Here is a 21,220-nt window from a genome sequence, read left to right as displayed (position 1 = left end):
GCTTTTTTTAAGCTTAAGTTAAGAAGCTACTAGCAAGCAAAAAATAGACAATAAAAAAAGGAGGCTAATGCCTCCTTTTAAGATCATGAGTTTAATTTATTTACCAATACGCTTTACGGCAGCACGTGATTTTTTAAGAATCTCACCTTTAAGAGGTACGAATCCAAGAGAAGGAGCCTTAGCCTGAGCTTTATCACTTAGCAAGTAGTTAAGTGACTTTTGAATGGCTTTAGTATTTCTACCATTGCCTTTTTCATAAGCAAGAATCCATGTCAACGTAGCGATTGGGTATGCACCCTTAGCTTTTGGGTTGGGGTTTTTACCTGCTAAATTTTCATCTAACGTAATTCCATTAAGAGCTTTAGCTCCTGACTCAGTAGATGGCTTTAAATACTCTCCAGATAAGTTTTGAAGAGCGGCAGCCTTGATTTCTCCTTTAATGTATGACTGGTTGACATAACCAATTGCACCAGGAGTATTACGAATTACGCCTGCAACACCTGCGTTACCTTTTCCACCAACACCAGCAGGCCAAGCAATAGATTTACCTGTTCCTAAATTCCATGTCTTAGAGAAAGCTTGCATGGAGTTTGAGAAAGCCTTGGTTGTACCGGAACCATCAGAGCGATGTGCCCATGTCATTTTTCCTGCTGGACAACCAACTTCTTTCCAATTAGAGATTTTACCCATAGCAACGCGAACAGCTTGCTCTTGAGTAAGTTTAAGGTCGCAATCGTAGTTGTAGCCAAAGGCAATTGTGCCTCCAACCATTGGGATTTGAACTAATCCACGAGTAACTTTTGCAATATCCTTTGCTTTCATTGGATCATCAGAAGCACCGAAGTTTACGGTTTGATCAATGAATGCTTTACGGCCAGAACCTGAACCAACAGCTTGATAGTTAACACGAGGTCCACCCTCTTTTGCTAAATCGGAAAACCAACGAGTGTAGATTTTAGCGGGGAAGGATGCACCTGCTCCACTAAGACGACTAGCTGCAGTTGCGGACATGCCTGCGCCCACTGCAAGCAAAGAAGTAAAGATGAGGGCCTTCTTGGCGAAGGTCATGAGGCCTAATAAAAAAACTGGCTCTTATTTCATAGCATTTAATTGATCTAATTATTTTTATTTCAAATTCAAATTAGCAATTCATCAATTTTCCTTGGTGTGTTCTTAACCTTTCGATTAACCAAGATTAATTTGCATTTTTTAAAACGAAATAAATTTCAAAATTACGATTTTTACTCTAAAAAAAAATTAATTTTTACTTCGTTAAACCTTAACCAAACCATTACCTAACTTTAGTCATTCCTGAACGTACATCTTATAAGTTTCGTTTGGATGTTAAATCCATTACCTTTTTATCTTGTGTGAGGACACGATGAAATTTTTTAAGAGCTTATTAATAGCTCCTGCAGCATTAGGCCTTATGGCTCCTGTTGCTGTTAATGCAGATACTGCATTTAGCCCAACTACAAAATTAAAAAGCAGTGTAAATTTCACTGTTGGTTCTAATGCAGATTCAGCAGATGGAGACGAGCTTCATTCTTCATATGAAATGAAGTGGAAAGCTACTACTAGTTTTACTGGTGAAGACAAGCTTGTTGGAAAATTTGAAATTGGAAGTGGTAAAACCTTAGCTGGTGGAATCGATCCTCAAAGCAGTAAGGGCGGCGGTAAAACCCCAACTCTTACTGATCTTTATTACCAATTCCCTCTTGCCGAAGACTTAACAATAAGTATCGGACCAAAGATGGATGGAGATCAAGGTCTTGCTGGTACTACATCTGTCTATGGTGAGCCAGTTCTATTAGCAGCTGATGGATACTATGCTCTTGCCGGTGAAGGCGGAACAGGTGCAACTATCGCTTATGCAGGAGATAATGGCTGGAATGCTTCTCTTAACATGACAGCTGCTGATGGTGATGATGCAAGTAAGGGAATCTTTGGTGACGATACTGAAGACTATGTAACTGCTCAGCTTGGTTTTGATGGAGATGGTTTTGGCGGAACATTTACATACAGTGACAGCAGTGATACATACACTGCATACGGTATTGGTGCCTATTTCCAGCCAGAATCAATCCCTGTTACCGTAAGTGCTTATTTTGATTCAATGGATCCTGAAAAGGGTGAAGAAGATGAAAACTGGGTTGTTGGTGTAGAAGCTGATGCAGGCCCAGGTACACTTGGCGTAGGCGTAGGAACTCAAAAGGGAACTGATGAGAAGCTTACATACGAAGCATGGTATGACTACAAGATTGCTGATGGCGTTAAGATCACACCAATGATCTGGACATCAGAAGATGCTGGTGTAGGTGGAGAGGATCTATCTGGCGCAGCTCTTAACGTTAAGTACAAGTTCTAAACTTCTTACTTAAACTTTTCAAAAAGGCCCCTACATTAGGGGTCTTTTTTTTATGCATAGTTGATAAATGTTTCTTAACTTTTTGCTAACCTTTTTTTTAACTTAAAAAGTTTTTCTCTTAACTTCTGTCAGCTAAACAATAGGTGACTGAATTTTACTCAATGAAAAAAAGGGTTGTACTAGCATGTGGCTCAGCAGTGCTAGCTCTCTTAGCCTCCTCAAGCACATCAAGTCTTGCAGGTTGGCGGGATGCTTCAAATAAGAATTTCAACAGAGTTTCTTCTTTTGCTATCAATAGGAATCTTCCATCTGGTGTAAAGTCCACAACTAAAACATCTGCAGAGACCATCACAGCAACTAAGGATGGAAAAACACTTATCTACACTGATAGTGATCTTGGTGTTCTAGGAATAATAGATATTACAGATCCTTCAGATCCTAAAGGTGAAGGGATTATCGAGTTAGATGCAGAACCAACATCAGTGATGGAGCGTAAAGGTAAAATCTTTGTAGGTATTAATACATCTGAAAGCTACACAAATCCATCAGGATCAATAACCTCATACGATCTAAAAACAGGTATTAAGTCCAAAGAATGCAACGTTGGTGGACAACCTGACAGTGTCGCAATTGCCCCAAGTGGAAAATTTATCGCAGTTGCGATTGAGAATGAAAGAGATGAAGAATTTAATGATGGTGTAATTCCACAAATGCCTGCAGGTAATGTTGCTTTTGTAAAGCTAAAAGGAGGAGATCTTGATTGTGATTCAATGTTCTTCGCAGATGTCTCTGGTCTTTCTGAAATAGCACCAAGTGACCCTGAGCCAGAATTTCTAACGATTAATAAAAAAGGTGAAACAGTTGTTTCACTGCAAGAAAATAATCACTTGGTGGTACTAAATAAAAAAGGTGAAGTTATCTCCCATTTTTCAGCAGGTCTAGTAAGTCAAATGGCAGGAATGGATACTAAAAAAGATGGAGCACATACATTCAAGAAAAAGCTAAAAAACGTTAGACGTGAACCAGACGGACTAACTTGGATTGATAACGATCATTTTGCGACAGCTAACGAGGGAGATTACAAGTTAAAGAAAGAAGGTCAGGCAAAAAGAGGAGGTTCTAGATCTTGGACGATTTGGAATAAAGATGGTTCTGTTGTTTATGAAGATGGAAACAGACTAGAAAGAGCTATTGCACAAATTGGTCATTTTCAAGACGATCGTGCTGGAAAGAAAGGAGTAGAACCTGAATCAGTGACTTATGCGAAAATCAAAGGTACTCCTTATATGTTTGTAGGAGCTGAAAGAGCTGGAGTTGTAGCTGTATATGATGTATCAGATTTAAGTCAGCCAACACTCCTTCAACTATTACCATCTGGTATTGGACCAGAAGGATTTGTCGCAATTCCTAATCGTGGTTTAATCGCATCTTCTAACGAAAAAGATTACAACAAGAAAGAACCTGGCTTGGCTTCACATGTAATGACTTACGAGCTCCAAAAGGCAGATGCAATTTATCCACACATCACTAATGAAGGTGGATATGACTTTGTTAGTTGGGGATCGATTAGCGGAATGGTTGACGGAGGCGATGGAAAGATTTATGCCGTTAACGACAGCACATTTTCGTCACAGCCAAGAATTTATGTGATCGATACAAATTACAGCCCTGCCATACTTGATACTGCTATAGACATCAAGTTAAAAGGAAAGACTGCTCCATTTTTGGATATGGAGGGAATTACACTTGATGGTAAAGGTGGTTTTTATGTTTCCACAGAAGGATTCAAAGAGAAAGGTGGTCCGGGGATAGAACAAGCTCCAGCTGCTGTTTATCACATCAGCTCAGATGGTGAAATTCTTGAAAAAATAGATGTACCCTATTCCCTTATTCAATATCAAACGAAAGCTGGCTTTGAAGGAATAGCAAAAGTTGGAGATACTCTTTACATGGCACAACAAAAGCCATGGGCGGATGATCCATTTAATACAACAAAAATTGTTACTTACAACTTAGAAAGCAATGAATGGGGAGCCGTTAACTATGTATTCGAAAAGCAAGGTAGAAAAGGTGGCGTAGGAATTTCCGAATTGACTCATCATGACGGATATCTTTATGCAATTGAAAGAGATAGCAATTACGGAGCAAAGGCTAAATTAAAGTCTATTTTCCGTATCAAAGTTTCTGATATTAATCCTGATCCAATTTCGAATGATACTTCTACACCAATTCTATATCCATTGGTTAAGAAAGAGTTCGTTAAGGATTTGAGATCAGATCTAACTTCAACAGGTGGATTTATTCTTGAAAAAGTTGAAGGCCTAGCTATCAAAAAAGATGGTACCGCTTACATATCAACTGACAATGATGGAACTTCAAAAAAATCAACTGGAGAAACATTATTCCTAAATATAGGAAAGCTTTAAATCAATCTACTAACATTTAGGGTACAGCATATAGATGTTGTACCCTTTTTTTTTATCCATTAAATTCGATGTATTTAAATTCATGAAGAGAAAATATCTTTTAGCTATTTTTAGTTATCTATTCTTTTGTTTGCTAGAAACATCAAAAGCAGAGGATAAATACTTTTGGCAAGCAGCAAGATACTACATACATAATGTAGAAGAAATGAATAAGGCATGTGATGATATGAGGTCTGAAAATGAATACGGTGTTTCAGCGTTTGTTGATTTTTATATGCCATCACTCCCAGATAGATTCTGGTCTGCAATTGGTAAAAGACAAACCTATTGGTATGAAGAAAATGATGGTAGTTATCTATTAACTGGTGATGCTGTTCGAGACTTGAAACGACTTATAGCAAGAAAAAACTGTCCAGATATTTACTAAACAATCTGTTTTTGTAGAGGTAATTTGATTTTCATCAAAGTACCACCATTAGTATCATTAGAAGCTTCAATAGCCCCTTTGTGATTAACAACTATTTGTTGAGCTATTGAGAGACCTAAACCACTACCTATACGTTTATTTTTATACCTAGATGGATCACCTCTATAAAAACGTTGAAACATATTTTTCAGATCATCTTTACTTAATCCTGGCCCTTCATCTTTGATACTTAAAATTAGATGTTTTTCATCTTCATGAATTTGAGTATTGATGTTAGCTGAATCAGGAGAATATCTAATTGCGTTATCAAGCAAATTAAAAACAACCCTATATAATTTCTCAGAATTACCCTCTATTAAAGAATTAGTTTTCGATGTATTAACTAAATTTAATTTTTTCTTATCTGCGAGCGGCTTAAGGGTATTCCATGAACTGAGTACAATTTCTTCCATATTAATTGTTTTTGTCAATTCTTCCTGAACTGAGGATGAATTGACCAATCTGGACAACTCCAGTAAATCATTCACCATCAACTTTAGTCTTAAAATTTCTTTTCTTAATCTCTTTATTAATGGTCTATCTTTTTTCTTGACCAAATCCTCCAATCTATCTCCAAGCAACATGAGTGCAGTTAATGGAGTTTTTAATTCATGAGCGGCATCCCCTAACATTCTCTCTTGTAGTTGACGTTGATAATCTAAAGACCTCTTATTAGTTAAAAGTATAAGCGTAGTGGATTTTGAGCCAGGCATTAATGAAATTTCAAGTTCTTTTTCATGAAAGAAATAAGGAATACTTTTAAATGTCTTTGCCCTATTAAGCTTTTGAATTTCTCTCTTTATCTCATCTGGGATTTCAAGTTTAAAGAGGGATTTCCCTAATATTTTTGAATCCTTTTTAATTGACAATAATTTCTTTGCTTGCTTATTGATAAACAGGATTTTATTCTTAGACGTAATAATTATCCAACCCTGATTAATATCATCGACCCAATTTAGGATTTGAGAGACATCTACAAATTGTTGACGTTTAGGCCACTTTCTAACATTTCTTATGGTCGTTCCAACTCCTCTAATGCTGAGAATCTTTTTTATGAATTTGAGTAGCTTTTTTAATATTTTTTTTAGCATAATTCGCCTTTACCCAAATTTGTAGCCAAAACCTCTAACGGTTCTTATATAGTCTGGATCCGATGCATCATCCTCTATTTTTTCTCTAATCCACCTAATATGTACATCTACAGTTTTAGAATCCCCCACATAATCAATCCCCCAAATTTGTTCTAAAAGTTGATCACGACTCCACACCCGCTTTGGATTCTGCAGGAACAATTCCATGATTTTGTATTCCTTAGGGGCAAGATTTATTTCCTTACTGTTTTTTGTGACCCTGTATTCCTGTCTGTATAAGGATATATTTTTGTAGCTAAGGACTTGGGAAGAATCTTGAGCTTTCTCATGATTAGTTTCAGATCTTCTGAGAATTGCTCGACACCTTGCAATTAGTTCATTTAAGCCAAAAGGCTTTATCAAATAATCGTCAGCTCCAACTTCTAATCCCAATACACGATCAGATTCACTGTCTTTTGCGCTGACAATAAGAATAGGTGTTTTTATATTGTTTTTTCGGACTCTTCTACAAAGCTCTATTCCATTCAGGTTGGGTAACATTAAGTCTAAAACAATTAAATCAATCTTTTTACGTGTGTCGAACTGAGAGAAAACTCTAGCCTCAGCTTCATCACCAGTCTTGCAAGCCTCGACTTGGTAACCCTCTGCAACAAGAGCTTCATTGAGCGTTTCGCGAATGCTCTTATCGTCTTCAACGATAAGTAGTCTTTTAGCCTTGGATATCTTGTCAGAGACACGACTGGTCACAGAGGTTAAGCTAACATTTTTGATTATATCAATTATAGTTGATTTATAAGAAAATTGAATGAAGTGAGCTGATCATTAAAAAAAACTTATATAGTTGAGTGCTTCTTTAATACATATTTGCTTCTTTCTAGGATTAAAAATTTTGATTCTTTCAAACCACTCATTATTCTTGTAACTGTAACTCTAGTTGTTGTTAATAAATTAGCTATTTCCTGATGTGTAAGGCGAATATCTATGACAATTCCATCTTTATAATCTCGTCCATATCTCTCTGCTAAAAATAAAAACAAGGACTTAATTCTGTCTTCCATTCCTCGGATTGCCTTGATTGACAAAAGCATTTCAGTTTGCTGATAAGTTTTCCTGAGAGCATTAAATATGGATATAGATAAGGTTGGGTTTTGTTCGATCTCAATTAATGAAATTGGTAAAAGATCACAGTTGCCCAATGCATATGCTTCATATGGATTCGATATAGATAATGGCTGGCCAAAGACCTCATCCCTGCTCACCAAACCTAGTATTGATAGTTCTCCATCTAGAGTTAAAGTTTGTATTTTTATGACACCTCTTACAACTAACCAAAGATAACTTTTGCTTAGTGATACTTTTTCTCCTGAAGGAATATTAACAATATGATTTGAATGATACATATTTTCTAAAATTTCTACATAAAACTGACTTTCTTCGGACAGGGATTCCTGAAAAGATGAAGTCATCAGCTTATAAAAATTTTCCTAAACCTAGCATCTATTTAACTTGTCAAATAAAGGCAAAGTTTATTTAAGCTTAAATACTGTTTAACATATGATTATAATTACGTTAACTTAGATATATTGCGTTAAACTTCTTTAAATATTATAACCATATCTTAACTCCTTCATAATCAATTATAAGGGAATTTAAATTATCATAGATTTAAATCATTTTTTTTATTGTGATAATTAGTGGTGAATTATCATTAAGCTATTTATACCTATACTTCACATCTTTTTGCCTTGTTGTTTTACTAACTACTTCTTTGGCACTTTTTAGTTCAATAGATTATTTAGAAGGAAGTCAAACAACGGATCATATCTTTCTTGATTAAAAATTATGTAATTTTCATCTAGGAGATTAATAGAATGCCATTGATTTTAACTCTCATCCTTTGGACAAATAATTTGGTTGACAACTCTAAAGAAGATGTATTAAATAAAAATTTAATTTCTAATGTACAAATAGAAAATGAGATTTGTCGTGATTGGCTTGCCCTAAATTTTGAAGAGATCCCAATTAAATTTCCAAAACCTGTTGTAAGTATCATTACTGCTACTTATTGCTACTGGTAACGTCAGACTCTCTTCATGTAAATTTTTGCCAACGCATTAAGGTTAAGGTTTGGTTTCTTTTCCTTAACTTGTACTTAACTTGCATTCTTGAAGCTTAGGATTCTTAATAATTATATTATTTATATGAGCAAGAAAATCTCTAAGAAAGCCAGTGCTATTAGAACAATTTCTTTAGCAGTTGGTTCTCTAAGCCTTCTCGTTATTGCTGTTTCTCAAGTTACAGGCAATGAGGCCTGCACAAGCAATGCTTATTCGATTGAAAATCAAATAAGACTTTCATGATTTCATTTTCAATCTGAATATTTATAGTGCTTGATTTTTTTAGGTGAATTTTTCAAGAGATATTTTTATTACTAGTTTGATTATTTTGGGATCCTCTTCGATTGTTGGTTATTTTTACCAAATTCAAATTGCTATTGGATATGCATTGTTTAACGTGTTGGTACTGCTTATTTGGTCAAAACTCGCATCTCGCTAAACCTTCATTCAACCCGACTTATACCAAAATTATTCTTGGTCTTGAGAAAAATCTGCTAGTTCCATAATTTTTTTAAATTCGTCCATCTCTTCATCCGAAACTCCTGTTTTCTCCTGAAGTTCTTTTAATAAAGCATCTATTTTTCTTTTGATATTTTCTTCGCTCAAAATTTTTAATTAAATAGATGACTAATTATATATTCAATTCACCCTTGAACTTGTTTAGAGACGACAAATTTTTGTTGTCAATTAGTACATATTATTTTGGTAGTCAATTCAGGCCTGTGCTCCATCTGCTACACGCATCGTCATTCCTCCATCCATGTCATCATCATCGTTGTTGTCCATTATTGCCTTTCCAACCTCATAAAGAAGATAAGTCCCAACAATGATTAGAACGAAAAGGAAATTAAAATCTCCTGAGTTTGAAGCGTATGTTTGAATTTCACCCATAATTATCCTCTGTTAAATAATCCTCTTCTCTTTTGTTGTGGCTTAGCTGCTCTAGTTCCACGAGACTGCTGCATTTCAGCTTTAGTAATTGGCTTACGATTTTGGAAAGTATCCCAACCAAGTAAAGCCACAGTTCCAATGGCTCCAAAGAAAAGAACTACACCTGGTATTAAATCCATCTAGTTGAATTAAGTTCAACAAAGTTAGTGGAATTGTTATTTAGACCGTGGATAAAAAATATTGCTTCAGCTAATACCCCTGATAACTTTTGCTGTGTACGGGTGCCCCCTTTACATTCCTTTACTTTTCCTTTACATTCATGGCCATTATTTGAGTTTAATCTCGTGACTCCAGAAGCAGAAAAGTTTAATGGTTGGATGGCAATGATCGGCTTTATTGCTGCTTTCGGTGCTTACGCAACAACAGGTCAAATCATTCCAGGTATTTTTTAGGTTCTTATATGACTTCTAGTAATCCAGTTTCTGATCAATCAATAGATCCAACTGATAATCAATCAGAAGGTCAATCTGTTGATCCAACAGGAATCCCTGCTTACAGTTCTGCTTCTAACCAGATCATTACTGAATATGGCAAGCAAAACATGTTTGCTACCCAAGTACAAACTCAATTAGTTGAAAACTATTCCAACTACCCTGAGGAAGCAGAAAAGACCAATGGCCGTTGGGCAATGATTGGAATGATTGCTTTACTTGGCGCTTATATCACTACTGGTCAAATTATTCCTGGCATATTTTAAATAGCTTTAGGCAAATCAATCTTCATATAAATCTAGAGATTTTTCTCTAGATTTTTTTTGTTCCATTCGAGCATTTAATCCATTTTTTCCAGTTTTTGCAAAATAAAAATTTAAATAAGCAAAAAATGCCAAAAGCAATCACGTTAGGAATAGTTCCTCAATAATCTCAGCTTGTCCAAGCAAATTAATTCTTAAGAAATACGATCACTGATCATCCTGATCAATGGCGCAATTGACCCTATTGCAAGCACTGCAAACATAACAAAAATGATTATTTTTGTTTCCCATTTTTCCATGAAAATGGTTTAGCTAATTACCACTTATATCTGTGGATTTTTTATAGCTTTCGAAAAAATTAGTAATTTATTATCAATCAATACTTTCAACAGAAGGATACTCAGTCTTTTCCGGAATTTTTACCAAAACCTGGGATAAAAGGAAACGCTTGATCATCTCCGAGGTCTGGGGCAGCACTAGTTTTCGAACCATCCAAGGCATCACTAGACTCTTCGATCACAATACCCATAGAGTTATCTTCGTTCATATCAGAACCCATTTGAGCGGCGGCTGCAGGAATAATTCCTGAAAAAATAGTTGTCGAAGTTAAAAAAACAGACAAAGCTAAAAAACTAGCAGCCCTAAATATCTTTTTGAGCATGAATACAAATCAGTTATATACAATCTAACGTCGGTATTCACCCGAACGCGTTAGGTCTGAATACTCAATTAATGAGATTCAATTAGATAATAGGAGTCGTAGCAATTGTTGAAACTTCTGAGAAGATAGCAACAGCCATGAATATGTAAGGAACTAATTTCATTGTTTTTGTGAATATGTATTAAGCATATATGCTCATCATCTAATCAGTGGTAGCTGATTGTACGGTTCTCGCCCCAACGACCATAAGTAAATTTGTTTGTGGCTATAAAAATATCTGATAACCAATATCAATTGCTATCACTGTTTTGTTGGATCGCTTTTTTTGCAAGATTTTCTAATTGATCAGGTGAAATTGGTGTCGTTTTGTTTTTACTTTCTTTTAATCCTCTTAGTAAAGAAGTAATTATTGCCAGTCCTAAAAATGCACCTAACCCCAACCAAAAAATTCTCTCTACTAAGAGTGCTGTGGGATTACCAATTGCATCAGTTACTTGTTCCATCTTCTCGATTTGGGAAAAAAATAAGGATCAGAGCAGTTTTTCACTAATTTTGCCTTAATCCATCTTAGAAATTATCTGCAGAAATTCATGGCATAAAAAAACCCTCAAATTTGAGGGAGTAGATACTGAGAGATCCCCATCACCCAGTAATTCGAAAATACTACTCGCTGTGTACATATTACGCAAGCTAATAATTCCAGATATGGGTCTTTTTTTCTGTTTTTTTAATCTTTCTAACACCAGATATGGTAGGGGTTGCAATTTGCTTGAAAAACAGTTAAAAATAAGATCCCCATCACCCAGGCCCGTAGGACACCATACCTAGGGTCTTTTTTATTGGAATTGCTTTTTATTTAGATCTTGGAGTTATTTAGTGACTCTGAAGCTGTGGAAAACTTAGACGGCTTGAAGTAATTTTTTTACACAAGTTTCGATTAGATAAACATTCACTTCGTGCTAACCGTAACACTAAATATTTTTAGATCAGTTAGGTTTGTGCAAACAATTTTCTGATACATGTCTGAGCTTCAGCTAGTTGACTCATTTCCCATCTGGAAAGCTGTTTTATGGTGTTTCTATCCTATGGCTGCTCTAGTTCTGGTAGAACTAATCTCAAGAGCGCTTCCAGATGATGATGACGATTTCGGTGGAGGAAAGATGATTCCTACTTACCAGCCTGTTCGAGCAAGATAGATTTAATCTTTGGTCCACTTCCATATTCAGCTTAAGTAGCTATCGATAGTTAAATAAATTAGTTATTACTCAACTTCTTTTGCTAAGTATTTATACTTAAATAGTTAGCTAAGGGACTATGAAAGGTTTTAATTCACTTGTTTTAGATTTTAGTGTAAGTATTCTTGATCGGATCTACGAGGGTAGACCGATTCAACGTTTTTGGGTTCTTGAGGTAATCGCTAGAGCACCTTATTTTGCATTCTTATCAGTTTTGCATTTACAAGAATCGCTTGGCCTAAAGACTCCTTTAAGTAACAAGCTTATGAAGGCTCATTTTTACCAAGCAATCAATGAGACGGAGCATTTAGAGGAGATGGAATCACGAAGCGGCAATAGATATTGGGTTGATCGATTTCTTGCTAGGCATTTAGTGCTCTTCTATTACTGGGTAATGGTTTTTTATTACTTACTCTCTCCATCAAATGCATACGATATCAATATAAAAATTGAAGAGCATGCGTATGAAACTTATGCAAAGTATCTAACAGTTAATCCAAACGATCAGAGGATACGTGAAATTGCTCAAGATGAGATCAATCATGCGAACGAATTAAAAGAAGCGATTGCTTTGATAAGTTAAGACGCCAACTTTTTGTTGATATTTATAATGATAATTTTCGTTTGTGGTTTTAAATTATCTAAAGCAAGCATCTCCAACAATTCTAAGCTTCTCGATACGAGTAAGGTTCTCTCTCTTTAGCAATGTTTTTGGGGAAACAGCCAAGCCTAATTTGATTCTGTTTGGCAATGATTCAACTAATGATTCAATATCTGTTAAATCTTCATTAGAAGATGCAATAACATCTTTTGTGCATTCCCAACCTTTGGTCGTAATGATTTGAGGCCATATAAACCAAAGACCGCTAAATGCTCCGAGAATTAAGAAAAACAGATTTCTAATCATTGTTCAGATTTAATTGAGACTAATCTTTTGATTTGATTCTTTATTTATACCTAAGCAATTTGGATCCTCAAGACCAGAGACTAAGTTCTGCCGTAGTCATGACTGCACCATTTTTTTTCAAATATTTCAATGTTCTCTTGTATATGTTTTCCTAAGACACCCTCTTAAGCTTGAACTACAACGATCGCTTTTTCAGGATTGTCTTTGCTGACACCTCTGAAAATCACTAAAACTACTTTGAATTGGGGAAGTATTTTGAATATGCATCACCATTTAAGATGCAAAAATCGAATAAAAATATCTTAAAGTTTTCTGGGTATTCTTTCCATGGCAGACTTTTCAACTCTTCAAGCTCCGTTTCGCTAAGTTTTTTCATATTTGCGTATACGTAAAACCCGTCGTCTAAGTCTTTAGGGATATCTTCATTAACCGAGCTTGTTGATTCAATTGAATCTGTGAAAAATGCTTCCTTAGATGAATCGAAAAATTCAATTTTTTGATTATCAGTTCTACATCCTTTAGCTATTTCACCGAAATTGCTTATTTGATCTTGTTTGCTTGTTTGTTCTCTCGACATATTGATGTTTTGATTTGAGATAAAATTCTTATACCCCAAACTTACTATTTTTGATCAGGTGTAGTGGAAATGCAATGGGCATTAAGGCTGATTGCGTTGAGGTGCGAATAGAGCAAAGATACGTTTGTTGAGCTCAGAGGCACCATTGATGGTCGACACTCCACCTGAGTATTTAAGAGAAGCGAACTGAATTCTGGTTCCTGCTCCAACATTCTCAATGAATAAGTAGGCTATTCGTCTGATGCGACAAGGATCAATGATTTAGGTGCGTCAATTCAGTCGAAGCTCCTCTGCATCGTTTAGGTGCCCTAACGGAGTAAAAAAGCCTTTCTACTAGACACTTGGCCCCAGGCCACCAATATCCAGAAGCTTCCAAAGAATCGGTAAAGAAAAAGGGCCCCCTCGGGCCCTTTTTAAATGTCTAGTTAAAAGAGATTATTCTTTTTACGGTTTCCCTACTTAAGACGTACGGTCCTACAGAACTATTGATGAAAAGGAAAATCTAGGATAAGTGTACGTCAGGCAATCAATGGAATTGGTCATCTATTGATTGGCTTCTGGGGAGGAGCACTGACGTTTTTTATTCAAAGAAACAACCTTCTAAAGCTCAGTATAAAAAGAAGGTTGTCCTGAGAAGTTCAAAAAATATAAGAACAAACCACTGTCAGCCGTGTAGGAATAATTACTTAACATCTATTACTCATAGGTATCGTTAATTTCTTTGTGGTATTGATTAGAAATTTTAATACAAGCAAACTAATTATTGTCATAATTTCTTTTTATTGAAGTATGCCGAAAGGCAATTACCCCTATCGGTCTTTACGGTCTCTGAGACTGATTGGGAGTGGTTAAATTTGCATCTGATTTTATTTTTTCGATGTCTAAAGAAACTTACCAAGAAATTAAAAGAATCAGTGGAGAAGAATTAAAAGAGTTGTTATCTAATTTGGATAATGTTTTTGATTTAGGTACTGGTACCTTGTTGGGTGATAGCTATTTGGCTTCAACAGATCATTAAGTTACTGTTTATTGCTTTTGTGTTGTTGAATTTGTCATTTGATTTTTTTCCTCTACATTTGAAAAAATCAAGTTTCCAATGACTCATTTTTTGGCAACCTATATAGATTTTGTTCAAAGTGTTGGCTTTATATTTTTAACGACCATGGCAGTTTTAATCACAAGGAAACTATTTTTAGATAATAAAAAAGATAATTACACTGAAGCAGTGAAGATTAAAGTTGATGAATGAATTTTTTGCTAGAACTTAAAAAAAAATAGGAAAATGCCAAAAGCTTTTGAGGATTTTAAATTCTCTGATGACCAAAAAACTGGAGCAGTGTCTGTATTTTGGGAGAACGTTCATCTTGCAGCTAAGGCCTTAAAGGAGGATACTAATTGCCCCAACGAAATCATTGCTAGTGGCTTAAGAGCTGTTGCGGCTGAATGGGATTGATTCTTGGTTGGCTATATAACTAGGAGTCTTTAACAACTAATTTTGTTTGGGCTCATCATTTGATTCGGAATTCTTTTTTTTTCCTTCTTCTTCTTCCTTAAATTGCTTCATAGCTTTACTGCCTATCGCATCTTCGATTAATTCAAAAAACCAAGTTTTAATAGGGTTAGCCATTCTTAACGAATTAGATAGTTTGTGAATAACCAGATAGCAACGATAAACATAGCCACTCTTCCGTGAATAACTTCTGATCTGCTTAGACGAGCAAAGATAGTCATTAATTACCGTGCTGGTATTTCTTTTATATCAGTACTTCTATGAGTATGCATGGGTAAATGTTGGGATCTTTCTTTTGTTTTAGGGTTTTAAACTTTTTCTTAATGCTTTTACATTCTTTTGCTATGAGCCTCTTACACTTCCCACTTTTTCTTTAAATAATTGCTTCTTATCTGTACGTGTATTTACTTTTAATGTTGTATAAACACGTGGAGCACCTTTGCTATGAACTGCCTCATGGCATTTCTTTACGCATTCAAAAACTTGATCCCACTCCCCTTCAATTGCAGTTCCATTTGGACCCAGTTCATGCTCAAGCTTATGTTCCTCAATAATTGATAAGCACGTCTTTATGTATGGAGATAATGAGACACCTACCCCTATTGGTACTAAGCAAAGATCTATGCTTACCCACATATCAACTTAAGATTGAAAGCATTTTTAAATTCTATCTAATAATTTATATACTTAAAGTCTTCTTAAATAATTGCTTTTTACAAAAAAAATTATTGTAGGCCGGTTATTACTAATGTTTTTGCGTAGTTATTCGTCTCGTCCTCTTTGTGATTTTATTACCGTATAAAAAAATCGATTTCTATGAATAACAATAAAATTCAAGTTCTGCCTTTTTTCATTATTACGTTTGCGATACTTATCAGTGGCGTTACTGTTGTCTTTACTTAAGTGGTTGTATTGACACTTCCTGTTAGATTTAGAGAACAAATTAAATCAATATTTTTTTAATGAATATTGCCACGATTTCAATCATTACGATTATTTCTACTTTATTTTTCTATATGATTTTCTTGGTGCTTGGGGTTGGAGGTATTGCCAAAAACCGCAGAGCTCAAGGTCTTGATCAAAGTAAAGGAAGCGACAATTAATTGATTTAGAAAATAATTGAAGTAGTATTTTATATTTTTAAATCAATCTTCTTAACCTCTTCCTTTTTGACAAGTACCTATCAAAGTTCTATACCTCTGTGGGGATTCAACTGAGTAGGTACCATACTTTCCATTGATTTTGTAGATATTCCTAACGCTGTTTCTATTATCTCTTTGAGTTATTGTGTATGAATTACGTCTAATCAAAGTCCTTCCTTCTTTTTTTACTCCTTTATCGTAAATAGTAGATATTAATCCATCTAGATTAATTGTTAGGTAGCTCGTTTCCCAATCTGGTTTGATTAGAGCACCTCTATTTATTTCATATTTACCAACACATTTTAGAAAAAGTTCTTCCGATCTGGTTTGTTGCAATGGTACCAAGAGTAATCCTGATAGCAATACCAAATTGAAATGAAATTTCTTTGGATGAATATACTTAAATAAGGTGTTGATAATATCATTTAGAATTTTAATATCTTTACTCATATCTTTCTTGTTTTGAATTAGCTCTTTACGAGTTTAATCTAAATCCTTTTTTTGTAGTTGTTTGTTTAGTTACTCACAATTTAATTCTCCATAAAATCGTCAGTGAAAATAACTTAATCTTTCTTTCCTTTTAAAATCATTGTTAGTGGTACACCTACTGTAAATAGTATTCCTATGGTTAGGATGGTTAATCCCATTGGGGAAAAGATCTCTACTCCTCCAATTACTTCTGATGCTTTTTGAGTTGTAGCAATAATCATTAATTTATGGCGTATGCCCAAGGTATTGATAGGTTATTTTCTCCAAGATACTTTTGCAATTTTCTTGAATTGATTTTCAATACTAGTCCATTTGTTGGATAGCTTGTAAATAACTTACCCTCTCTCCAACATTGAATATAGATTTCGATATCAGAAATGAAGTTTGTAAATTGAGTTTGAGGAATTTCAAAATTTAGATGTTTTAATTCCTGAAGTGATTGAAAATGATTAATATTGCATTGACATATTTGAAAAGCGCAGAATTTAAGTCTTTTAGACTTTGATATAAAATTTTGAATATCTATAAATTCAGTTTCATTTTTTCTAGTTGATAAATTTTTATAGTCGTAAAGAACTCCTTGTATTTCAAGTCTGTTTTTAATCGCTAGGCTTTTAGGAATAGTTTTAAGAGACCTTACACTTTCTGTAATGTCTTGACTATTTTTATTTATGACCTTGTTTAATTCTCCATTGATATATTGAATGCCAATGATTGATCCAATGATTTTTGGTTCTAAAATTATTCTTGTATTCGGAAGAAATATCTCCAACCATTCACGAATATTTCCTTGTCCTAATGATAAGAAGGCATTTCTTCCAGATTTGTAATTAAAGATAGAATTGTCTGGAGATATTCTCTCAAGATTCCTTACAAGGTGATTTGATACCTCAATCTCTTCTCTCATCTTTAAGTCCTACATTTAATCAAATTAGTTTGCTTTTTATAATGGTAGGCATATTTAATATAGATAAATTTTGTTTTTTGTAAGATCAGGAATGAGCCGATATTATTGCCCTTTCTGCTCTTCTCGTTATCAATTTCATAAAACTAGTAGTGATGGTGTTTTGATTTGTGGTCTCTGTGGTGACCCATTAGTTAAAAAGCCCTTATTAAATTCAAGACGGATTATTGGAGCAGTTGCCGCATCCGCATTTCTAGCTCCTTTACTAATAATGATTATTTTTATTATTAAAGATTTTTCTAAGGAAAAACTTCCAAGCAATTCTGATTCCTTAGTCCTATTAACTATTGATAAATCATGGTTAATATAAATCCCGACTATCGACTAGATTTTCCGGCTACGACAAGGAATCGTGATTCCATCGCCTCAGTTATAAGCAATTATATTTCTCCTAATTGCTGGCTTTTAGAAATAGCTAGTGGTAGTGGACAACACGGAGTCTTCTTTCAAAAAAAATTCCCATCAATTACTTGGCAAACTAGTGATCCCGAATTTGAACATAGACAAAGTATTAATTCATGGATTAGGCATGAGGGGCTTTTTTCAAAAATGCCTGAACCTCTTAATCTTGATGTAGATATTCGTCCTTGGTCAATTACCAATCGACTTGGGGCTTTAATTAAGGGAATTGTGTGCATAAATATGATTCATATCTCACCATGGAGTTGTACAAGATCTTTGTTTGAAGAATCAAAGAAATATCTAGATCAAAGTAATTTTTTGATGCTCTATGGACCTTTCTTAAGAAAAGAGAAACAAACTTCAGAAAGTAATTTGAATTTTGATCAATCCTTAAAAATACAAAACCCGCTCTGGGGGCTTCGCAACTTAGAAGACGTTAACGATATTGCTTCTGAAAATGGATTTAACCTTGATAAAGTCATCGATATGCCAGCCAATAATCTTTCAGTTATTTATCGCATAAAGTAAAATTTAAACAACTTTTTTTCTTTCTACTAAGAATTTCATAAATTCGGTAGATGCGATAGGAGAATAAATCCATTACGCTTTTTTCTTGTGGAGTTCTCTGGCCCAGATGCAATTGATAACGCTATCCAAGCTGGCTTAGATCTAGATGGAAGTCCTATTCCATCAGAAATGCTTACCCTCTACAGGGATGTCATGGATAAAGAAAATGCGCGTAAAAGAAGTGGAGTTAAGAAATCAATGCGAAACCGAATTGTTAAAACTGGTTCCAAACATTTTGACCAAGACACTCTAAATACACGATTAATCAAAGCTGGTTGGGATGGATTAAAAGCTAAAGAAATTGATTTTTTTTATAACTGATATCTGATAACTGAACATAAACATAATGTTCTAATTGACACTAGTGTCACACTTTTTTGTTAGCCAGTTCTTCTTGTGAGAGATGATCACCTCGGCTTGACCCTTAACTTATGTAATCAAATTGACTGCATTAACTATAGTTTTTGTATCCGTTGCGTCTGAATTCCACATTCATGAGGCAAGCCGTACTTTCAGGACTTTACGTAGTTTAACAATTGGTTTACATTTATTCACATACACATCTCGGATTTCATCATGACTCCAGAAGCAGAAAAGTTTAACGGTTGGGCAGCAATGCTTGGCTTCGTTGCAGCCTTCGGTGCATACACAACAACAGGTCAAATCATTCCTGGAATTTTCTAAACCAATAACTACTAATAAGTAACTATTAAAAACAATGCAACCATCTAACAAAACAATCCTAGAAAGAAGCATCGGCAGACCAGCCATGATGGCATTCGTTCTTCTAACAGGTATCTACCTAACAACCGGTCAACTTATCCCAGGTGTTGTTTAATGAAAAACCAAACGACTGAAACTCCAAGAGTAGAAGAAGGCAAAGTCATTGCAGAAAGACTCAATGGCTACGCAGCTTTTGTTGGATGCTGGGCACTCATCGGTGCATATCTAACAACAGGTCAAATTATCCCAGGTATTGTTTAATGACTACTCAAAACAACAACAACAGAAGAAACATTGATCCTGAAAAGGTAACTGCAGAAAGACTTAACGGCTATGCAGCATTGTTTGGATGCATTGCTCTAGTTGGTGCTTATGCAACAACAGGTCAAATCATTCCAGGTTTTGTTTAATGGAAAACAATTACTGGAAGACAGCTGAAATAATGAATGGTCGTCTTGCGATGATGGGCCTTCTAGCAGCTGTAGTTAACTACGGATTCACAGGCTGGATTATTCCAGGTTTCGTTTAAACTTACTCTATTATTGAAATGTCCTTTAGTTATTGGATTCGTGCAGAAGTAGACGATCTACTTAATGAAGATACTTTCTTCGATTGCTCAGATTATTCTTGTCTCTTAGAAGATACTGATTGGGCATAAGCATTGATAAGATCTGACAATGGAGACTCAATTGGTTCATTGTCAATTATGCAAAAAAAAATCATCTGAAACTTTGTGGCGAAGAAAAGGGTTAATTATCTGCAAGCAATGTTTTGATAAACTTCAGAGTTTGAAGTCTTGAATTTTCTACATCACAATTACTCTTTTGTGGTCTATTTGGTCTTCCCTGTAGTTGAATCGCAGTCTGATCTTATTGAAGAAATACTTCTCTAAATTATTCGTTAATTTTAAACTATTTAGCCTTAGTTCAACGCATCTTAGAAAGTTTTATGTCTATTAACTATCAAACAATAGAAAACTACTAAGATTGACTTCCATTGTTAGCAAATTAATAGCGTTTTCTAATTCTTCTTCAGTTTGAAATCCCAATACATCCGCTGGTTCTAGACCTAAAGAACTGAAGTCTGGTTCTATTCCAAATGGCTCTATGCTTTCTAAACTTCCAACTATGTCTTCTAGTTCCTCTAACTCAGTCATGATATTTTAATTTTTTTCTAACGAAAAATTTATGAAACTTCAAGTTTGAAACCTTTATCTAAAAGTTGTTGATATGTAAGTCTTGCTTGAAACGCAAGGATCTGAATAGGTTCTTTGTCGTCTCTTTGCATGATAAAAAAATGGTTGTCCTCTCCTTTCCTAGCAAAAATGACAACTTCAGATCCTCTTACTAGTCTCCAATTTTCCTGATTCTTATGCTCAGATAATGGTCCTAAATCCCATGGAGCCTTCTCTGGATACTTTTCTCTTTTTACCCTTGGCATGTATTAAAAGTAACTATTTCTTTAAGCCTACACTTATGCTCTTCAACGTCAAGAATTAGTTCTTTAATCAGGAAAAGGCAGCTAATGAATATCCCTCGTCAAACAATCTTTGGTAAGTAAATCTAGCTTCATATTCTTTATATGCCTTTCTTTTACCACCATTTTTTTGTATGTAGACATAATTATTGTCTATACGACTCCTTGTGAATGTATAAACGATGTCTGCCTTGGATAGCATCCATTGAATTGATTTGTAGTTACTTTGATCGATAGTTGTTAAATCCCATGGAATATTCTCAGGATATTTCTCTTGTATGGTCATTTAAAAAGATATGTTTTTTTAATTTATGGTATTGAAACCATGTAGACATGAGAATAAATACTGTAGTTGCTTAAATAATTTCTATTCGATGATGATTTATTCAATTTCTAAAATTATTGTTTTGTCTGCTAAATTTGAAAATATATCAACCATACAAAAATGTTCTCT

41 protein-coding genes are annotated in these 21,220 nt (G+C 34.7%); 21 read left to right on the top strand and 20 right to left on the bottom strand.

Going from position 1 to position 21,220, the window contains the following annotated elements:
- Positions 1 to 96 precede the first annotated feature (96 nt).
- Positions 97 to 1,068, bottom strand: a complete 972-nt coding sequence (pstS, locus tag PMN2A_RS05220) for a phosphate ABC transporter substrate-binding protein PstS (protein ID WP_011294540.1) — start codon at positions 1,066 to 1,068, stop codon at positions 97 to 99.
- A gap of 313 nt (positions 1,069 to 1,381) precedes the next feature.
- On the opposite strand from pstS, the gene PMN2A_RS05215 reads away from it, so the two are divergent.
- From PMN2A_RS05215 to PMN2A_RS05205, 3 genes are all read left to right on the top strand, one after another.
- On the top strand, positions 1,382 to 2,368 hold the full coding sequence (locus PMN2A_RS05215; protein WP_011294539.1) for a hypothetical protein: 987 nt from the start codon (positions 1,382 to 1,384) through the stop codon (positions 2,366 to 2,368).
- Between the two features lie 161 nt (positions 2,369 to 2,529).
- Positions 2,530 to 4,794, top strand: a complete 2,265-nt coding sequence (locus PMN2A_RS05210) for an esterase-like activity of phytase family protein (RefSeq protein ID WP_011294538.1) — start codon at positions 2,530 to 2,532, stop codon at positions 4,792 to 4,794.
- An 82-nt stretch (positions 4,795 to 4,876) separates the two neighbouring features.
- Complete coding sequence (locus PMN2A_RS05205; RefSeq protein ID WP_052041185.1) at positions 4,877 to 5,221, top strand: hypothetical protein; 345 nt, start codon at positions 4,877 to 4,879, stop codon at positions 5,219 to 5,221.
- Here PMN2A_RS05205 and PMN2A_RS05200 read toward each other — a convergent pair.
- The 3 genes from PMN2A_RS05200 to PMN2A_RS05190 all read right to left on the bottom strand — a co-directional run bounded on the left by PMN2A_RS05200 (position 5,218) and on the right by PMN2A_RS05190 (position 7,817).
- Positions 5,218 to 6,351 (bottom strand): PAS domain-containing sensor histidine kinase, encoded by a 1,134-nt coding sequence (locus PMN2A_RS05200; RefSeq protein ID WP_011294536.1) that lies wholly within the window; start codon positions 6,349 to 6,351, stop codon positions 5,218 to 5,220. The two genes, PMN2A_RS05205 and PMN2A_RS05200, sit on opposite strands and share 4 nt — an antisense overlap.
- Before the next feature lie 9 nt (positions 6,352 to 6,360).
- Positions 6,361 to 7,098, bottom strand: a complete 738-nt coding sequence (locus tag PMN2A_RS05195) for a response regulator transcription factor (protein ID WP_011294535.1) — start codon at positions 7,096 to 7,098, stop codon at positions 6,361 to 6,363.
- An 86-nt stretch (positions 7,099 to 7,184) separates the two neighbouring features.
- On the bottom strand, positions 7,185 to 7,817 hold the full coding sequence (locus PMN2A_RS05190; protein ID WP_011294534.1) for a Crp/Fnr family transcriptional regulator: 633 nt from the start codon (positions 7,815 to 7,817) through the stop codon (positions 7,185 to 7,187).
- A gap of 405 nt (positions 7,818 to 8,222) precedes the next feature.
- On the opposite strand from PMN2A_RS05190, the gene PMN2A_RS05185 reads away from it, so the two are divergent.
- Together PMN2A_RS05185 and PMN2A_RS10565 are read left to right on the top strand one after the other, a co-directional pair.
- Positions 8,223 to 8,429, top strand: coding sequence for a hypothetical protein (locus tag PMN2A_RS05185; RefSeq protein WP_011295167.1), 207 nt, complete (start codon positions 8,223 to 8,225; stop codon positions 8,427 to 8,429).
- Between the two features lie 123 nt (positions 8,430 to 8,552).
- Positions 8,553 to 8,711 carry a hypothetical protein gene (locus PMN2A_RS10565; RefSeq protein WP_011823803.1) on the top strand — a complete coding sequence of 53 codons (159 nt, stop codon included), beginning with the start codon at positions 8,553 to 8,555 and terminating at the stop codon, positions 8,709 to 8,711.
- A gap of 225 nt (positions 8,712 to 8,936) precedes the next feature.
- Here PMN2A_RS10565 and PMN2A_RS10560 read toward each other — a convergent pair whose 3' ends face one another.
- The 3 genes from PMN2A_RS10560 to PMN2A_RS10550 form a co-directional block, all read right to left on the bottom strand.
- On the bottom strand, positions 8,937 to 9,074 hold the full coding sequence (locus PMN2A_RS10560) for a hypothetical protein (protein WP_011294966.1): 138 nt from the start codon (positions 9,072 to 9,074) through the stop codon (positions 8,937 to 8,939).
- A gap of 108 nt (positions 9,075 to 9,182) precedes the next feature.
- Positions 9,183 to 9,359, bottom strand: a complete 177-nt coding sequence (locus PMN2A_RS10555) for a hypothetical protein (RefSeq protein ID WP_011294980.1) — start codon at positions 9,357 to 9,359, stop codon at positions 9,183 to 9,185.
- A 2-nt stretch (positions 9,360 to 9,361) separates the two neighbouring features.
- Positions 9,362 to 9,538 (bottom strand): hypothetical protein, encoded by a 177-nt coding sequence (locus PMN2A_RS10550; protein WP_011295188.1) that lies wholly within the window; start codon positions 9,536 to 9,538, stop codon positions 9,362 to 9,364.
- Positions 9,539 to 9,703: 165 nt separating this feature from the next.
- Between PMN2A_RS10550 and PMN2A_RS05175 the strand changes: the two genes are divergently transcribed.
- Positions 9,704 to 9,811 carry a high light inducible protein gene (locus PMN2A_RS05175; RefSeq protein ID WP_011294533.1) on the top strand — a complete coding sequence of 36 codons (108 nt, stop codon included), beginning with the start codon at positions 9,704 to 9,706 and terminating at the stop codon, positions 9,809 to 9,811.
- Positions 9,812 to 9,960: 149 nt separating this feature from the next.
- Entirely contained in the window at positions 9,961 to 10,116 is a 156-nt protein-coding gene (locus PMN2A_RS10545; RefSeq protein ID WP_187146463.1) for a high light inducible protein, read from the top strand.
- 397 nt (positions 10,117 to 10,513) lie between these two features.
- Here PMN2A_RS10545 and PMN2A_RS05165 read toward each other — a convergent pair whose 3' ends face one another.
- Positions 10,514 to 10,774: a hypothetical protein gene (locus PMN2A_RS05165; RefSeq protein WP_011294531.1), complete on the bottom strand. Its 261-nt coding sequence runs from the start codon at positions 10,772 to 10,774 to the stop codon at positions 10,514 to 10,516.
- A gap of 290 nt (positions 10,775 to 11,064) precedes the next feature.
- A complete protein-coding gene (locus PMN2A_RS05160; protein ID WP_011294530.1) occupies positions 11,065 to 11,277 on the bottom strand; it encodes a hypothetical protein in 213 nt (70 codons plus the stop codon).
- 516 nt (positions 11,278 to 11,793) lie between these two features.
- On the opposite strand from PMN2A_RS05160, the gene PMN2A_RS10540 reads away from it, so the two are divergent.
- Both PMN2A_RS10540 and PMN2A_RS05155 read left to right on the top strand, forming a co-directional pair.
- On the top strand, positions 11,794 to 11,970 hold the full coding sequence (locus PMN2A_RS10540; protein WP_011294529.1) for a hypothetical protein: 177 nt from the start codon (positions 11,794 to 11,796) through the stop codon (positions 11,968 to 11,970).
- Between the two features lie 118 nt (positions 11,971 to 12,088).
- On the top strand, positions 12,089 to 12,592 hold the full coding sequence (locus tag PMN2A_RS05155; RefSeq protein WP_011294528.1) for an alternative oxidase: 504 nt from the start codon (positions 12,089 to 12,091) through the stop codon (positions 12,590 to 12,592).
- A gap of 54 nt (positions 12,593 to 12,646) precedes the next feature.
- On the opposite strand, the gene PMN2A_RS05150 is transcribed toward PMN2A_RS05155, so the two are convergent.
- Together PMN2A_RS05150 and PMN2A_RS05145 are read right to left on the bottom strand one after the other, a co-directional pair.
- The gene (locus PMN2A_RS05150) at positions 12,647 to 12,916 is read right to left on the bottom strand and encodes a hypothetical protein (RefSeq protein ID WP_011294527.1); all 270 of its coding nucleotides are present in this window, start codon (positions 12,914 to 12,916) and stop codon (positions 12,647 to 12,649) included.
- A 232-nt stretch (positions 12,917 to 13,148) separates the two neighbouring features.
- Positions 13,149 to 13,493 (bottom strand): hypothetical protein, encoded by a 345-nt coding sequence (locus PMN2A_RS05145; RefSeq protein ID WP_011294526.1) that lies wholly within the window; start codon positions 13,491 to 13,493, stop codon positions 13,149 to 13,151.
- A gap of 877 nt (positions 13,494 to 14,370) precedes the next feature.
- On the opposite strand from PMN2A_RS05145, the gene PMN2A_RS05140 reads away from it, so the two are divergent.
- The 3 genes from PMN2A_RS05140 to PMN2A_RS10530 all read left to right on the top strand — a co-directional run bounded on the left by PMN2A_RS05140 (position 14,371) and on the right by PMN2A_RS10530 (position 14,946).
- Positions 14,371 to 14,511 (top strand): hypothetical protein, encoded by a 141-nt coding sequence (locus PMN2A_RS05140; protein ID WP_181414027.1) that lies wholly within the window; start codon positions 14,371 to 14,373, stop codon positions 14,509 to 14,511.
- Between the two features lie 78 nt (positions 14,512 to 14,589).
- The gene (locus tag PMN2A_RS10535) at positions 14,590 to 14,742 is read left to right on the top strand and encodes a hypothetical protein (protein ID WP_011295212.1); all 153 of its coding nucleotides are present in this window, start codon (positions 14,590 to 14,592) and stop codon (positions 14,740 to 14,742) included.
- A 33-nt stretch (positions 14,743 to 14,775) separates the two neighbouring features.
- On the top strand, positions 14,776 to 14,946 hold the full coding sequence (locus PMN2A_RS10530; RefSeq protein ID WP_011294973.1) for a hypothetical protein: 171 nt from the start codon (positions 14,776 to 14,778) through the stop codon (positions 14,944 to 14,946).
- Between the two features lie 36 nt (positions 14,947 to 14,982).
- On the opposite strand, the gene PMN2A_RS10525 is transcribed toward PMN2A_RS10530, so the two are convergent.
- From PMN2A_RS10525 to PMN2A_RS05135, 3 genes are all read right to left on the bottom strand, one after another.
- Entirely contained in the window at positions 14,983 to 15,120 is a 138-nt protein-coding gene (locus PMN2A_RS10525; protein ID WP_011295073.1) for a hypothetical protein, read from the bottom strand.
- A gap of 2 nt (positions 15,121 to 15,122) precedes the next feature.
- Positions 15,123 to 15,224 (bottom strand): chlorophyll a/b-binding protein, encoded by a 102-nt coding sequence (locus tag PMN2A_RS11095; protein ID WP_110860922.1) that lies wholly within the window; start codon positions 15,222 to 15,224, stop codon positions 15,123 to 15,125.
- 121 nt (positions 15,225 to 15,345) lie between these two features.
- Entirely contained in the window at positions 15,346 to 15,639 is a 294-nt protein-coding gene (locus tag PMN2A_RS05135; protein ID WP_011293960.1) for an MTH1187 family thiamine-binding protein, read from the bottom strand.
- 326 nt (positions 15,640 to 15,965) lie between these two features.
- Here PMN2A_RS05135 and PMN2A_RS10520 point away from each other — a divergent pair, with 326 nt between their 5' ends.
- Positions 15,966 to 16,106, top strand: coding sequence for a hypothetical protein (locus PMN2A_RS10520; protein ID WP_011295129.1), 141 nt, complete (start codon positions 15,966 to 15,968; stop codon positions 16,104 to 16,106).
- Between the two features lie 51 nt (positions 16,107 to 16,157).
- Here PMN2A_RS10520 and PMN2A_RS05130 read toward each other — a convergent pair whose 3' ends face one another.
- The 3 genes from PMN2A_RS05130 to PMN2A_RS05125 all read right to left on the bottom strand — a co-directional run bounded on the left by PMN2A_RS05130 (position 16,158) and on the right by PMN2A_RS05125 (position 17,541).
- Positions 16,158 to 16,595, bottom strand: a complete 438-nt coding sequence (locus PMN2A_RS05130; protein ID WP_011293959.1) for a hypothetical protein — start codon at positions 16,593 to 16,595, stop codon at positions 16,158 to 16,160.
- 113 nt (positions 16,596 to 16,708) lie between these two features.
- Entirely contained in the window at positions 16,709 to 16,855 is a 147-nt protein-coding gene (locus tag PMN2A_RS10515; protein WP_187146468.1) for a hypothetical protein, read from the bottom strand.
- Positions 16,855 to 17,541: an epimerase gene (locus PMN2A_RS05125; protein ID WP_011293958.1), complete on the bottom strand. Its 687-nt coding sequence runs from the start codon at positions 17,539 to 17,541 to the stop codon at positions 16,855 to 16,857. Before PMN2A_RS05125 ends, PMN2A_RS10515 begins: the two co-directional genes overlap by 1 nt.
- Before the next feature lie 91 nt (positions 17,542 to 17,632).
- Here PMN2A_RS05125 and PMN2A_RS05120 point away from each other — a divergent pair, with 91 nt between their 5' ends.
- The 8 genes from PMN2A_RS05120 (at position 17,633) to PMN2A_RS05085 (ending at position 19,819) form a co-directional block, all read left to right on the top strand.
- On the top strand, positions 17,633 to 17,908 hold the full coding sequence (locus PMN2A_RS05120; RefSeq protein WP_011293957.1) for a hypothetical protein: 276 nt from the start codon (positions 17,633 to 17,635) through the stop codon (positions 17,906 to 17,908).
- Entirely contained in the window at positions 17,896 to 18,528 is a 633-nt protein-coding gene (locus PMN2A_RS05115) for a DUF938 domain-containing protein (RefSeq protein ID WP_011293956.1), read from the top strand. Before PMN2A_RS05120 ends, PMN2A_RS05115 begins: the two co-directional genes overlap by 13 nt.
- An 87-nt stretch (positions 18,529 to 18,615) precedes the next feature.
- On the top strand, positions 18,616 to 18,888 hold the full coding sequence (locus tag PMN2A_RS05110) for a small RNA NsiR4-regulated ssr1528 family protein (RefSeq protein ID WP_011293955.1): 273 nt from the start codon (positions 18,616 to 18,618) through the stop codon (positions 18,886 to 18,888).
- Between the two features lie 255 nt (positions 18,889 to 19,143).
- Positions 19,144 to 19,251, top strand: a complete 108-nt coding sequence (locus tag PMN2A_RS05105; protein ID WP_011293954.1) for a high light inducible protein — start codon at positions 19,144 to 19,146, stop codon at positions 19,249 to 19,251.
- A gap of 34 nt (positions 19,252 to 19,285) precedes the next feature.
- Positions 19,286 to 19,405, top strand: a complete 120-nt coding sequence (locus PMN2A_RS05100) for a high light inducible protein (RefSeq protein ID WP_011294968.1) — start codon at positions 19,286 to 19,288, stop codon at positions 19,403 to 19,405.
- Positions 19,405 to 19,551 (top strand): high light inducible protein, encoded by a 147-nt coding sequence (locus PMN2A_RS05095; RefSeq protein ID WP_011293953.1) that lies wholly within the window; start codon positions 19,405 to 19,407, stop codon positions 19,549 to 19,551. Before PMN2A_RS05100 ends, PMN2A_RS05095 begins: the two co-directional genes overlap by 1 nt.
- The gene (locus PMN2A_RS05090; protein ID WP_011293952.1) at positions 19,551 to 19,700 is read left to right on the top strand and encodes a high light inducible protein; all 150 of its coding nucleotides are present in this window, start codon (positions 19,551 to 19,553) and stop codon (positions 19,698 to 19,700) included. The genes PMN2A_RS05095 and PMN2A_RS05090 overlap by 1 nt, the downstream gene beginning before the upstream one ends.
- Positions 19,700 to 19,819, top strand: a complete 120-nt coding sequence (locus PMN2A_RS05085) for a chlorophyll a/b-binding protein (RefSeq protein WP_011293951.1) — start codon at positions 19,700 to 19,702, stop codon at positions 19,817 to 19,819. Before PMN2A_RS05090 ends, PMN2A_RS05085 begins: the two co-directional genes overlap by 1 nt.
- 426 nt (positions 19,820 to 20,245) lie before the next feature.
- On the opposite strand, the gene PMN2A_RS05080 is transcribed toward PMN2A_RS05085, so the two are convergent.
- The 3 genes from PMN2A_RS05080 to PMN2A_RS05070 all read right to left on the bottom strand — a co-directional run bounded on the left by PMN2A_RS05080 (position 20,246) and on the right by PMN2A_RS05070 (position 21,052).
- Positions 20,246 to 20,446 carry a hypothetical protein gene (locus PMN2A_RS05080; protein WP_011293950.1) on the bottom strand — a complete coding sequence of 67 codons (201 nt, stop codon included), beginning with the start codon at positions 20,444 to 20,446 and terminating at the stop codon, positions 20,246 to 20,248.
- A gap of 29 nt (positions 20,447 to 20,475) precedes the next feature.
- Complete coding sequence (locus PMN2A_RS05075) at positions 20,476 to 20,730, bottom strand: hypothetical protein (RefSeq protein ID WP_011293949.1); 255 nt, start codon at positions 20,728 to 20,730, stop codon at positions 20,476 to 20,478.
- 67 nt (positions 20,731 to 20,797) lie between these two features.
- Entirely contained in the window at positions 20,798 to 21,052 is a 255-nt protein-coding gene (locus PMN2A_RS05070) for a hypothetical protein (RefSeq protein WP_011293948.1), read from the bottom strand.
- Positions 21,053 to 21,220: the final 168 nt, after the last annotated feature.

The sequence above is a fragment of the Prochlorococcus marinus str. NATL2A genome (assembly GCF_000012465.1).
GTDB classification, from domain to species: Bacteria; Cyanobacteriota; Cyanobacteriia; order PCC-6307; family Cyanobiaceae; genus Prochlorococcus_B; species Prochlorococcus_B marinus_B.
Note: the sequence above shows the minus strand (reverse complement) of the source record. Positions and strands in the feature narration are given on the sequence as shown.